Source organism: Synechococcus sp. PCC 6717 (assembly GCF_022698185.1).
Lineage (GTDB): Bacteria > Cyanobacteriota > Cyanobacteriia > Thermosynechococcales > Thermosynechococcaceae > Thermosynechococcus > Thermosynechococcus lividus.
In genome coordinates, this window is record NZ_JAKLTV010000042.1 from 1 (window position 1) to 11972 (window position 11972).

Below are 11972 nucleotides of genomic sequence, written 5' to 3' on the forward strand. Positions count from 1 at the left end.
ACTGTTTCACATCGGGTATGGCTGGAAGCCCCGTACTTCAGTGCGGGGAGGAAAGCTCCTTTAGCAACTTTAGTTGCCTTAGGTTATAATTGTACTGCGGACACCAGAAACGGTTGTTTAAGGCACTGGTAACGGTCGATTGGGGGTGTTGTAAACCACCCCAGAGGCTCGCGGTTGGCTTGCTAACTGCAGGGCTACTAAAAGCTCCCTGCTTTAGCTGGGAGTAGTTTACAAAGGCATCAATGGCATACTGCTGCTGCGGATCTAGGCTTAGATAGGTTGTCTGCCTAAAAAAATCCAGCAACTGCAAAAACTCCTCTGAGAGGGCATCCCACTGCTGCTGGCGATACAGATCGAGCAACCCGTTTGGCTGGAGTATCCAAGACGAGGCGGCCGGGGATGGCGGTGCAGTTGTCATGAAATCTTGCTCGTGCTCCACTCAATCCCCAATCCTAGCAAACCCTCTAGACCAACACATGGGAGGAACGGGACTGTGCTGGACGTTGGTGGGGTTTCACCCCATTGTGCCTGTGGCGACCGTTCACGGGTTCGAGGTGCAGACGATAGCCCACATTGCGTACCGTTTGAATGAGACGCGGTTGCTGGGGATCAAGCTCTATTTTTTTGCGTAAAGATAGAATATGCGTATCGACAGTGCGTGGGTTATCAATACTTTCGGGCCATGCCCTGCGCAGGAGTTCTTGACGACTGAGGGGTGTGCCTCCCATTTGCGTGAGCACATAGAGCAAACTAAACTCTTGGGGTGTTAGATCGACCGGCATATTCCGGACAACAACTCGTCGTTGCACCAAATCCACTTGCAACTCACCTAGATTCAGAACGCTAGGTAAAAACGGACGGCTACGGCGCGTGAGGACTTCGACCCGGGCTAAAAACTCCTGCATCCCAAACGGCTTGGCAAGATAGTCATCGGCACCTGAGCGCAAGGCGGCCACAACATCTGTTTCATCGCCGTGAGCCGAAAGTACTAAGATAATGGCCTGCTGCTGATAGTGAAGCCAGCGGCACAGATCAAGGCCATTCCCTTCATTTAAGTCGAGGTCTAGGACAACAAGATCGGGATGGCGCTGTTGAAAGACCTCTTGCCCCTGCTGACACCCACTGGCCAAGTGAACGGTATGGCCAACCTGCTGTAAATGCCAGCCTAGGAGAGATCGGAGGTGGGGGTTGCTCTCAATAATTTCGATATGCACAAACATAAGCCATTGCCCCACATTAGGAGAGGAGTAAACAGTAACAAGCAACAGGTAACTTTCTTGTGAATGTTTACCGCCCATGAGACGAACTGTTCATCAGCGGTGTCCCAATCCCATCATAAAGAGAGGGTTAAGTGTCCTCTCCCAAGGGTATTTCACTGGAATTGGATGCTAATTTAGCAAATTTATCCCTAACTGTTTCGTAACCCCAGCAACAGATTTAAGGCTTTTCAGCGAGATCTTAAGGTTCCATCTGTACCGCAGGGTCAAGAGCATCGCCAAACCATACCACTGCATAGCCTCTGTAAATGCCAATGCCAATCGCTTGCCATGTCATGGATTAGCATATCCCTTAATTGAGGAGAACACTGCGATGGGCAGAGCTACGCTGCCATGAGTTAAACGCAGCAGCAGTAGTGGCACGATAGGGGTGAGCTTGGCCAACAGCGTTTTCGTAGGCGTTAGTGGGGTAGGGCGTACCAAGACGTTGCGGAGCCGTCCACATGCAGGGATAGGTACTGGGTGTAGCTGGGTTGTAGGGACAGTTGCTCCAACTGTGAGTCACCGTTGCAACGTGCTGGTCTAGATCTTGCACAGGGCGGTTGGCCGACGTTGCATGATGAAGGGAGGAGTGAGGATGAGTTCTCATGCAATGTCCAGAATGCCAATCGACTCATATCCGTAAGAACGGGAGGAGAAGAGGTAAGCAAAATTACATTTGTGTCAGTTGTTATCCGCAATTCGTTGATAACTACAGTGGCGCTCAACGATATAGTGATGACATCCAGCAACAATGCTGAGGCATGTATGTCAATGGCTTGGGGTGTCAAGGCATTGACGCGAGCATCGTTACCGCATGATCAATTACGAGTATTTTCAAGCTGAAGGCGTTTGTGTCATTGGCGGTGGGTGTGTTGAGTCTTGGGTGAAACAGATTGACCGGCGGGTTCAGATATCAGGAGCCAGTTGGCATCCACGCCATGCACCCCAAGTGCTAGCCCAATGCAGGTATGGTGCTTTATTTTGGAGTTGGCATCCTTGGGATACTTTACGCTGTGTTTAACATATTGCCCGTAGCTAAGGCTAGGAGATTCCCCTAAGGTTGTCCTTTAGGATTACTGGTTCAGTGGCCGCACTTACAAACTCAACTTGCTTTGCATTAGCAGAGGTGCTTGTCTCTCTAGTCGTTTACTCTTTATTGGAGATGTTTCCGTATGTCCTACGATACACCCTAGATTTTACAACATTTCAGCACCTTATATCCCCATGTCTCAAGGCAGGGGCTTTAGGGCGCTTTGTCGGTGAAAACGTTATTAGATGCGTCATGCTTTGCTGTAGAGGCACAGCATTAACCTCATTGGGACCCTAGAGGTCATCTTCTTTTTTCAGCCAGTAAGGAAGTTAGGGTGTAAACATGGTCAAGCCGCTCTTGTTGTTAATACCAAGCATCATGTTAGGCTCGTTCTCGTTGCTACCTCAAGAGCACGGGAGATTCTCGCTCGTCAGATAAAGGAGGATGCCACGACCCGCCGCTGGGATCGATACTACTCCCTGCTTTTTGTTCACGGAACTGTGCTATAACCCCGGTCGTTTAAGCTAACTATTAAAAATTAACCTGCGCTGTCTTGTTGGCTACTACGGAACATGGTATAGAGATAGGATTACTATGACTTCATTGAGGAAACGGCTGGCCTAGGTTAAGGCCATATATCTTTTAGGCAGAAAATATGCCAAACATTTCTGAAATAGTATCACAACCTAAAAGGTGATAAAATGTCGTTACTCTACGTAAGAACTTGAATTTTTAAAGCAGTTATGGTTATCTAAATAATAGGCTCACTATTATTGAGTTGGCTGTCATCTGATCGACAATCAACTATCTAAGTCGTCAATGAAGGACAGCATTTAACGGTTGATAAGGTAGGTTAAAATGGGACGAAAACGAGTAGAACCTCTCACGGGTGCTGCTTTACTAGACAAAGTCAAAGAACTCGAACATCTTTCTAAGGCAGAAAAGGCAAAAGCCTGTGGCTACTACACGGTTACTCAAAGTGGTGCTGAGCGGATCAGCAAGATGAAATTTACTAATGCCTTGCTCGAAGCGTTGGGGATGAATCTTGACAGTAAGAGCGGGCGGAGTGGTAGTCGGGGTGGCCGTAGTGCCAGCTATCGGATTACGGTACAAGCCAATGGCAACTTGCTGATTGGTTCTGCCTATACGAAGCAAATGAATCTGAAACCTGGGGATGAGTTTGAAATTAGCCTTGGGCGTAAGCATATTCATCTCAAGCAGGTCAGCAGTAATGGTCAGCCCACAGATCCCGACTAGATCCCGAAGCCACCACCACCGGGGGTAGCCACTCGCAGGCGATCGCCCGGCTGCACTTGAATAGTCACTGTTCCTGGCAACGTTTGAGGAGGCTGGTTGAGGGGCAGTAACTGATTTTGCCCCGTTGCCCCGGCTTCCCCACCAGCTAAGCCGAAGGGTGGAATGCGGCGTGACTGGCTCAGAAGGCTAACGGTCATGGCTTCGCGAAACTCGAGAACTCGCACTGCGCCATCGCCCCCCCGGTGCCTCCCCTTCCCACCACTCCCCGAGCGACGACGAAATTCCCAAATGATGACTGGATAGCGGCTTTCAAGAACTTCAACATCCGTCAGCCGTGAGTTGGTCATGTGGGTTTGCACGGTGCTAGCCCCCTCAAAGGTGGCTCCTGCCCCTGCACCACCACAGAGGGTTTCGTAGTATTGATAGCGGTCATTGCCAAAACTCAGGTTGTTCATGGTGCCCTGAGAGGCTGCCATAACCCCCAGTGCGCCATAGAGAAGGTTGGCAAGGGCTTGGGAGGTTTCGACGTTCCCAGCTACAACCGCAGCAGGGTAGGTGGGGTTAAGCAGGCACCCGGTTGGAATACGCAGGGTAATGGGTCGTAAACACCCTTCATTAAGGGGAATATCCTCTTGGACAAGGGTACGAAAGACGTAGAGCGCCACCGCCTTAGTGATGGCGAGGGGGGCGTTAAAGTTGTCGCTGCGTTGGGGTGAGGTGCCGCTGAAGTCGAGAAGCGCAGTTCCTTGCTCAGGGTCAATGGTGATCTGTACCTGAAGGCAACTACCGTTGTCCATGTCTGTCCGAAACGTTCCGCTGGCCAGCGATCGCAAACACTGGCGCACGCACTCAGCAGCATTGTCTTGGGTGAATTGCATATAAGCAACCACCACCTCCCGGCCATAGCGATCGCAGAGGCTGCGTAGCTCCTGCATGCCGCGCTGATTGGCGGCAACTTGTGCTTGTAAATCTGCTAGGTTTTGCTGGAGATGTCGGACAGGGTAGGGTGTTGCCGTTAAACATTGGCTGATGGCCAGCGTCTGAAACACCCCTTGATCTACAAGGAGGACGTTATCCAGCAGTGCCCCTTCTTCAGCAATCGTCGTGCTGTTGGCGGGCATTGACCCCGGACTCATACCACCAATATCCGCATGGTGCCCCCGCGAGGCCACAAAGAATGCGGGGCGTGTTTCCCTAGGCAAAAAGACAGGGGTGATTACGGTAATATCAGGGAGGTGAGTGCCGCCGCGGTAGGGATTGTTCGTGGCAAACACCTGACCTGGGCGCAGGGTATCGCCCTTCTCTGCCAGCAGTGCCTTGACACTTTCCCCCATGGAGCCAAGGTGAACAGGGATGTGGGGAGCATTGGCCACGAGGTTGCCCTGATGGTCAAAAAGGGCACAGGAAAAGTCTAAGCGTTCTTTGATGTTGACCGAGACACTGGTGTGTTGCAGGGTGACCCCCATCTGCTCGGCAATGGCGCGAAAAAGCTGCTGAAAGATGGCTAGCTGTACCGGATCGGCAACGGTTGGCCGCTGCCGTGGTTGGGGTACTGTTGGGGCGGCCATAGGAGATAACCAGAGGCCGCCTTGGGGGTCAACTTTAGCCTGCCACCCTGCCTCTACTACATTTGTGCCTGTCCCATCCAGAATGAGGGCTACCCCTTGGATGACTGTATTGCTAGGGAGTGCCTGCCGCTGGTACACTGGCGCCAGATGCCACTGCCCCTGACTATAGACACGCACGGTGGCCAAGGGCTGTGAGCTGACGTAGGGTCGGGAGTCCGTTACCGCTGGGGGTGGCTGACACGCTACGGCTTCAACGGCAATTTGGCCTATCCGAAGCGATCGCCCCGCTAACACAAAGCCATAGCGATCCTGATGTGCCTGAGTAAAGGCTGCCGTCATGGTGGTGACATCGTCCCACGGAATCCACAGGGTCGAGTCCGTGCCCTCATACCCTAGCCCCGCGCGAACATGGGTTTGCACACTTTGTGCACTCACCCCTTGAGTCACTAAATCCCCTAGTGCCTGTTGCCGGAGTTGTTCAATCGTTGCTGCAAGGTGGGACACCGTCTCTGGGGTTAAAGGGCGTTCAATGGTTTGCTCTTTGAGTACCCGTAGCTCTGCTTGGCCAATGCCGTAAGCGGAAAGCACCCCCGCATACGGGTGGATATAGACTTGTGGCATCCCCAAAACCTCGGCAATGAGGCAGGCATGTTGGCCGCCAGCACCACCAAAACAGCAGAGGGTGTATTCCCGTACATCGTGCCCCTGCTCTAAGGAAATTTTTTTGATTGCCTGCGCCATGGTATGAACGGCAACCGCAATAAAGCCAGTGGCCACTGCTTCCGGTGGTACCTGCTCTCCCGTGGCCTTGGCGATCGTGGTGGCAAGCTCGCCAAATTTGTGGATCACCGTCTTGTGATCAAGGGGTTGTTGACCATCCACGCCAAACACTGACGGAAAATAGTCAGGTTGAATCTTCCCTAGCAAAACATTGGCATCGGTGATGGTTAGTGGTCCACCGCGGCGATAGGCAGCAGGCCCGGGGTTTGCCCCCGCAGAGGCTGGCCCCACTTGGTAGCGTCCCCCGTGAAAGCGCAGAATCGACCCCCCTCCTGCTGCGACAGTATGCACCGCTAACAGGGGCGATCGCACCCGTACACCAGCGATACTGGCTTCTTCCCAGCGTTCATACTCTGGCCAAGGGGTCGTCTGGCTGTGCCGGTAGTGACATACATCGGTAGATGTCCCCCCCATATCCAGACCAATCAACCGCTCAATACCGGCGGCCAAGGCGGTTTGCACCACACCCACCATCCCGCCCGCAGGCCCTGAGAGTAAGCTATCTTTACCGCGAAAAAAGGAGGCCGCCACCACGCCGCCATTGGACTGCATACAGTAGAGGGGAATCTCCCCTAATTCAGCCTGAACCCCTGCAAGGTAGCGGTGGAGTACAGGGGACAAATAGGCATCGACAACGGTGGTATCCCCACGGCTGACCAGTTTGATTAAGCCACTGACTTCGTGGGACACCGATACCTGAGTGAAACCAATGGCGCGAGCCAGCTCAGCAATTTGCATCTCATGGCGGGGGTAGCGATAGCCATGCACCAAGACAATGGCACAACTGCGGATGCCTTTGGCATAGCAAGATCGCAATTGTGGCTCCAATGCCGCCACATCAAGGGGGACTAATACCTCGCCGCTGGCACTCAGGCGCTCTCTGACTTCAATGACCTCAGCATAGAGTGGCTCAGGCTGTTGAATCGCAAGGGCAAACAGATCCGGACGCTGTTGGTAGCCAATAGCTAAGGCATCGCCAAACCCTTCGGTAATTACAAGTACTGTTGGCTCTCCGGTGCGCTCCAGCAGGGCATTGGTGGCAACCGTGGTGCCCAGTTTAACGATCTCAACCGTCTCTGCCGGTATGGGGTCACTGGCCTGTAGCCCCATCAAAGAGCGAATGCCGGCCACCGCTGCATCCCGGTAGTGCTCTGGATTTTCTGATAGGAGCTTATGAACCAGAATTTGGCCGTTGGGGTGCCGCGCTACAATATCGGTAAATGTGCCCCCGCGATCAATCCAGAATTGCCATTTCATTCCTACTTCGCCTGAACCCAGCGCTCTTTCAGTATCCTACGGTGAGGGCTAGCTGTTTTGTCTTCTGCCCTTAGAATCCCCAAAGGCTCAAGGCTATTGGTGGGCGTTGACAATTCAAGATAAGTTGAAATAACGTAGGAATGACCTGCTGGAGCAGCCACAATGGGTATTGGCATCGGCATTAACGGCTTTGGACGTATTGGCCGCTTAGTGTTGCGAGCCGCATGGGCTTGGCCTGAACTGGAGTTCCGCCACATTAATGAGATTCAGGGGGGCACAACGGCAGCCGCACACTTGCTGGAATTTGATTCGGTTCATGGTCGTTGGCCACAGGCGATTCATCCCACGGAGGGGGCGATCGCCATTGCGGATCAATCGATCACCTTTTCTGAGGCGAAGCATCCTGAGGATGTTCCTTGGGGCGATTACGGTGTAGAGATTGTGCTGGAGTGTTCTGGCAAGTTTCGCACCCCCAAGCAGTTAGCTCCCTATTTTGCCACGGGGGTGAGAAAGGTTATTGTGGCCGCGCCCGTTAAAGAGGAAGCGCTCAACATTGTCATGGGGGTCAACGATCATCTTTATGATCCGCATACCCATCATTTACTCACGGCGGCCTCCTGCACCACCAACTGTCTGGCGCCTGTGGTCAAGGTCATTCACGAAGCCTTGGGGATTCGTCACGGCTTAATTACCACAATTCATAATGTCACGAATACCCAAACCGTTGTCGATGCCCCGCACAAAGACTTACGCCGCGCTCGCTCTAGCCTGATGTCCTTGGTGCCCACCACCACTGGTTCTGCCACAGCCATTGGCCTGATTTATCCTGAGTTGCAAGGGAAGCTGAATGGGTTGGCGGTACGGGTTCCCTTGTTGAACGCCTCCCTAACCGACTGTGTGTTTGAAGTCAGCCGTGCCACGACGGTTGCTGAGGTGAACACATTCCTAAAGACGGCAGCAGCCGGTGACCTGAAGGGTATCCTCGGCTACGAAGAGCGCCCCCTTGTATCTATTGACTACTGCAACGATCCCCGCTCCAGTATTATTGATGCCCCCTCAACCCTTGTCGTCGATGACACACACGTGAAAATTCTGGCGTGGTACGACAATGAGTGGGGCTACAGTAACCGCATGGCTGAACTCGCTCGCTTAGTGGCGACAACCCTTCCCTAAGGATCAGGAGAACTGGCATGGCCGCTTCCACCAGTGTGCGCAATTACATGATTGTTACCCTTGCCTACTGGGGGTTCACGATCACCGATGGCGCACTACGGATGCTTGTGTTGCTCTACTTTAACCAGATTGGCTACACCCCACTGGAAATTGCCTTTCTGTTTTTGTTTTATGAAATCTTCGGCATTGTCACGAATTTTTTGGGGGGCTGGATTGGCTCTCGCTTAGGCTTAAATGTAACCCTGTACGCGGGGATTGGCCTACAGGTGGTGGCGCTGGTCTTGCTGACCCCCCTGACCCAAGCGTGGCCGCTATGGTTTGCCATTCCTTACGTTATGGCGGCTCAAGCTCTTTCAGGGGTTGCCAAAGACTTAACAAAGATGAGCTCGAAAAGCGCGATTCGCTTGGTGGTGCCTCAAGAGGCGGAGTCGCGGCTGTTTAAGTGGGTTGCGGTTTTAACGGGATCCAAAAATGCCCTTAAAGGGGTAGGCTTTTTTGTGGGTAGTGTGCTGTTGACAGTGGTGGGCTTTGCCGCTGCCCTATGGATCATGGCGATCGCCTTGATGTTCATTCTCCTAAGCGGGTTGCTGCTACCGCGGGGGATGGGACAAATCAAAAAGAAAATCAAATTTCAGCAACTGTTTTCTAAAAGTAGAGCCATCAATATTTTGTCGGCGGCACGCTTTTTTCTGTTTGGGGCGCGGGATGTCTGGTTTGTGGTGGGTTTGCCCGTGTTCCTGCAAAGTGAACTGGGGTGGTCTTTTTATCAGGTGGGGGGGTTTTTGGCGCTGTGGGTCATTGGTTATGGTGCCGTTCAGTCGTCGGCACCTATTTTGCTGCGCTACCTGAATCGGGGGCGATCGCCCCAAGCCTCAACCATTCAATTTTGGACGTTTGCCCTAACACTTGTCCCTGGGGTCATTGCCCTTGGACTCCTGAGTCGCTGGGATCCGAACGCCGTCATTATTGGTGGGCTATTGCTGTTTGGCCTTATTTTTGCCATGAACTCCGCCGTACACTCCTATCTGGTGTTGGCTTACACCGACGATGAAAAAGTTGCCTTGAACGTGGGCTTTTACTATATGGCCAACTCGGGGGGGCGGCTAGCGGGCACAGTCCTCTCCGGTTGGGTGTATCAAGTGTGGGGGTTAGTGGGGTGCCTATGGGTATCGATGGTGTTTGTCCTTTGTGCGGGGCTAATTTCCCTGAAGCTAGAGGATCCCAAGGGGCAGCCACCGCCTTTATCCTTTGTCGCAGGAGACGGGGAGTAAGGTAGGATGGGAAGCCAAAGAGGCTGAACAAGGAGGCACCGATGGGTGAGGCAAAACGGCGTAAGGACACCCTAGGAGAAAATTACGGTAAGGAAAAAAGTCGTTGGTTCCAGAAAGAGCAACTGGTGCTGCTGCAAACGTGGCTGACTCGCGGCACATGGGTGGGGATTGGCCTGTTGGTGGTTATTTGGTTAACCGTTCGCTTCATTGGCCCGAGTTTCGGCTGGTGGCAGTTAGCGGCAAACTAGGGAACCGATGTTAGATTTACTGGCCATAATTGCTTGGTACGCCGGGGGCGTGGGGGTTGAGCACATCCGTCCTGTGCTGTTTCCAACGGAAGTGGCACTGCAACAGTATAGCGATCGCTACTTGCAAGGAATTGCTCAGCAAGGCTTTCCGATAACGGATCAGGGAGTCTGGGTGCAAACCGCTCATCAGTTGCTTATTGATCACCAAGGCGATCGCCCCTTACCGGCGGCCTCCATTACCAAAGTTGCCACCAGCTTAGCAGTGCTAGCAAATCATCCCGCTGACTATCAATTTGTAACCCGTATTGGCACCACAGGCACCCTGAGCAATGGCACCCTCAATGGCGATCTAGTGGTTATCGGGGGCAACGATCCTCTATTTGTCTGGGAAGAGGCGATGGCGATCGCTCAAGGGTTGAATCGCCTAGGCATTCGCAGAATCAACGGAAATCTGGTGATCGTGCCCCCCTTCAGCATGAACTTTTACCCAGAGCCAAGCACTGCGGCTGATCTGTTCAAGATTGCCCTTGATCACCAGCGTTGGCCTGCTGACGCCCAAGCCGCTTACAGGGCGCATCTACACGGTCAACCTCGCCCCCAGTTAGCGATTGCTGGCACAACCCGCATTCAAGCTAGTCCGCCCGCCAACGTGACCCTTCGTCTTGAGCACCGCTCCCTGCCGCTGCTAGAAATTGTGCGCCAGATGAATATTTACAGCAATAATGACATTGCGGACACTCTTGCTAAACTTGCCGGAGGGGCAGCCACCGTTGCCCAGATTGCTGCTGCCAAGGCTCAGGTGCCGCCCCAAGAAATTCAACTCATCAATGGCTCTGGCTTAGGGGTAGAAAATCGTATCTCGCCCCGCGCCGCCTGCGGAATGCTTTTTAGCTTGCAACAGGAACTGGCCGCCAAAAACTACAGCCTTGCCGATATTTTACCCATGGCGGGACGGGATGGCGGCACCCTAGAGAATCGCCAACTCCCTGCAGCAACGCTGATTAAGACAGGGTCTCTATGGAACGTTAGCGCCCTTGCTGGCGTGTTACCCACCGCGAAGTACGGCACGGTTTGTTTTGCCCTCTTCAATGGCGGTGGKAATTTKTGGGGGTTCCGCCACGGTCAAGATCGCTACGTTCAACACCTTAGCCAAACCCTGCAACCTAGCCAAGAACGAGGCGCAGAGTTTCAAGGCCATGCCGCACCCCCTCGGTTTGGGGATCCACAGCGAATACAGGTGATCGCTGCGCCATAGCTAGGCAACCGTCCTAGAGACTGCTAAAATAAACTCATAACGAGTTTGATTAAGCCAATGCAAATTTTAGACTTGCCCCTGAATGCCATTCGTCGTCCGCTGATCCGCCAGACGGATCCTGCCAAAGTGGAAGCTCTGATGGCCTCCATTGCCGAGATTGGCCAGCAGGAGCCAATTGATGTTTTGGAAGTGGAAGGGCAGTACTATGGGTTTTCTGGTTGCCACCGCTATGAAGCCTGCCAACGCTTGGGGTTAGCCACCATTCGGGCGCGGGTACGGCGTGCGCCTCGCTCCGTCTTACAATTACACCTTGCCTGAGCGGCGATCGCCCCATCGAGTCTTAGAACAGCTCTCCAAAAGGTGGTTAGCCTTGACTTCTCCCCTCTTTGAAAGAGAGGGGATTCCCAAAGGATGCTACGCAACGGGCTGAAGCCGCGTTGCTTCGCTTTTCCCTTGAGCTGTCACCCACAACTTAATGCGGGTGGGGGCAGTCAAAGACCCCCTACTCACCTCAAGCATTTCTGCTATTGGGAATACGTTTATGTTTCGGTTCGTGGTTTCGCGCTTTCCAACACTAGCCAATTCGATACGCTCAACATCCTGCCATTGCTTGCAGTGGTTTAGGCTTGCCGCCAAAGCGGTAGTGACTTACTTGCCGGGATTTCTCCGTACTAGGATGTTTCTTCGCGTAGTTGATACGCCTACTTCCCACGTCTCTAGTTTAACACATAGAGAGGGCTAAAGCCCCCTGAGTTGGCTGTATCCCCTCGCTAAAGCGGAGGGGTTTTAGCCCGCCCACATCACCCCTATAAGCATTCAACGCGATGCACCTTGAACAGTGGCCTCCCCCTCGGTAGCGTCTAAGGTGATGTAG

Annotated in this window: 11 protein-coding genes and 1 pseudogene; 8 read left to right on the forward strand and 4 right to left on the reverse strand. The window is 53.2% G+C overall.

What is annotated here, in order from left to right:
- Positions 1–37 precede the first annotated feature (37 nt).
- The 3 genes from L5470_RS12185 to L5470_RS12195 all read right to left on the reverse strand — a co-directional run bounded on the left by L5470_RS12185 (position 38) and on the right by L5470_RS12195 (position 1812).
- Positions 38–418 carry a hypothetical protein gene (locus L5470_RS12185; RefSeq protein ID WP_499500125.1) on the reverse strand — a complete coding sequence of 127 codons (381 nt, stop codon included), beginning with the start codon at positions 416–418 and terminating at the stop codon, positions 38–40.
- A 46-nt stretch (positions 419–464) separates the two neighbouring features.
- Positions 465–1220, reverse strand: coding sequence for a response regulator transcription factor (locus L5470_RS12190; RefSeq protein WP_099799881.1), 756 nt, complete (start codon positions 1218–1220; stop codon positions 465–467).
- Between the two features lie 349 nt (positions 1221–1569).
- Complete coding sequence (locus L5470_RS12195) at positions 1570–1812, reverse strand: hypothetical protein (protein WP_499500126.1); 243 nt, start codon at positions 1810–1812, stop codon at positions 1570–1572.
- 52 nt (positions 1813–1864) lie between these two features.
- On the opposite strand from L5470_RS12195, the gene L5470_RS12200 reads away from it, so the two are divergent.
- From L5470_RS12200 to L5470_RS12210, 3 genes and pseudogenes are all read left to right on the forward strand, one after another.
- Positions 1865–2017, forward strand: coding sequence for an IS1/IS1595 family N-terminal zinc-binding domain-containing protein (locus L5470_RS12200; RefSeq protein ID WP_448515381.1), 153 nt, complete (start codon positions 1865–1867; stop codon positions 2015–2017).
- Between the two features lie 41 nt (positions 2018–2058).
- A pseudogene (locus L5470_RS12205) lies at positions 2059–2280 on the forward strand (hypothetical protein); the annotation flags it as partial.
- Positions 2281–3147: 867 nt separating this feature from the next.
- A complete protein-coding gene (locus tag L5470_RS12210; RefSeq protein WP_099798945.1) occupies positions 3148–3546 on the forward strand; it encodes an AbrB family transcriptional regulator in 399 nt (132 codons plus the stop codon).
- Here L5470_RS12210 and L5470_RS12215 read toward each other — a convergent pair.
- On the reverse strand, positions 3543–7151 hold the full coding sequence (locus L5470_RS12215; protein ID WP_499500127.1) for a hydantoinase B/oxoprolinase family protein: 3609 nt from the start codon (positions 7149–7151) through the stop codon (positions 3543–3545). The two genes, L5470_RS12210 and L5470_RS12215, sit on opposite strands and share 4 nt — an antisense overlap.
- 168 nt (positions 7152–7319) lie before the next feature.
- Between L5470_RS12215 and L5470_RS12220 the strand changes: the two genes are divergently transcribed.
- The 5 genes from L5470_RS12220 to L5470_RS12240 are packed head-to-tail and all read left to right on the forward strand — an operon-like array spanning position 7320 to position 11416.
- A complete protein-coding gene (locus tag L5470_RS12220; protein WP_499500130.1) occupies positions 7320–8324 on the forward strand; it encodes an ArsJ-associated glyceraldehyde-3-phosphate dehydrogenase in 1005 nt (334 codons plus the stop codon).
- A 17-nt stretch (positions 8325–8341) separates the two neighbouring features.
- Positions 8342–9595, forward strand: a complete 1254-nt coding sequence (gene arsJ / locus L5470_RS12225) for an organoarsenical effux MFS transporter ArsJ (protein ID WP_499500128.1) — start codon at positions 8342–8344, stop codon at positions 9593–9595.
- Between the two features lie 41 nt (positions 9596–9636).
- Positions 9637–9843 carry a DUF2839 domain-containing protein gene (locus L5470_RS12230; protein WP_099798949.1) on the forward strand — a complete coding sequence of 69 codons (207 nt, stop codon included), beginning with the start codon at positions 9637–9639 and terminating at the stop codon, positions 9841–9843.
- A 7-nt stretch (positions 9844–9850) separates the two neighbouring features.
- Complete coding sequence (locus tag L5470_RS12235) at positions 9851–11098, forward strand: D-alanyl-D-alanine carboxypeptidase (protein ID WP_499500129.1); 1248 nt, start codon at positions 9851–9853, stop codon at positions 11096–11098.
- A gap of 57 nt (positions 11099–11155) precedes the next feature.
- The gene (locus tag L5470_RS12240; protein ID WP_099799882.1) at positions 11156–11416 is read left to right on the forward strand and encodes a ParB N-terminal domain-containing protein; all 261 of its coding nucleotides are present in this window, start codon (positions 11156–11158) and stop codon (positions 11414–11416) included.
- Positions 11417–11972: the final 556 nt, after the last annotated feature.

Excerpts from the sequence above, each read along its gene's own strand:
- arsJ (WP_499500128.1), top strand. The coding sequence starts at position 8,342 with ATGGCCGCTTCCACCAGTGTGCGCAATTACATGATTGTTACCCTTGCC.
- L5470_RS12190 (WP_099799881.1), bottom strand. The coding sequence starts at position 1,220 with ATGTTTGTGCATATCGAAATTATTGAGAGCAACCCCCACCTCCGATCT.
- L5470_RS12210 (WP_099798945.1), top strand. The coding sequence starts at position 3,148 with ATGGGACGAAAACGAGTAGAACCTCTCACGGGTGCTGCTTTACTAGAC.
- L5470_RS12215 (WP_499500127.1), bottom strand. The coding sequence starts at position 7,151 with ATGAAATGGCAATTCTGGATTGATCGCGGGGGCACATTTACCGATATT.
- L5470_RS12240 (WP_099799882.1), top strand. The coding sequence starts at position 11,156 with ATGCAAATTTTAGACTTGCCCCTGAATGCCATTCGTCGTCCGCTGATC.
- L5470_RS12185 (WP_499500125.1), bottom strand. The coding sequence starts at position 418 with ATGACAACTGCACCGCCATCCCCGGCCGCCTCGTCTTGGATACTCCAG.
- L5470_RS12200 (WP_448515381.1), top strand. The coding sequence starts at position 1,865 with ATGCAATGTCCAGAATGCCAATCGACTCATATCCGTAAGAACGGGAGG.
- L5470_RS12230 (WP_099798949.1), top strand. The coding sequence starts at position 9,637 with ATGGGTGAGGCAAAACGGCGTAAGGACACCCTAGGAGAAAATTACGGT.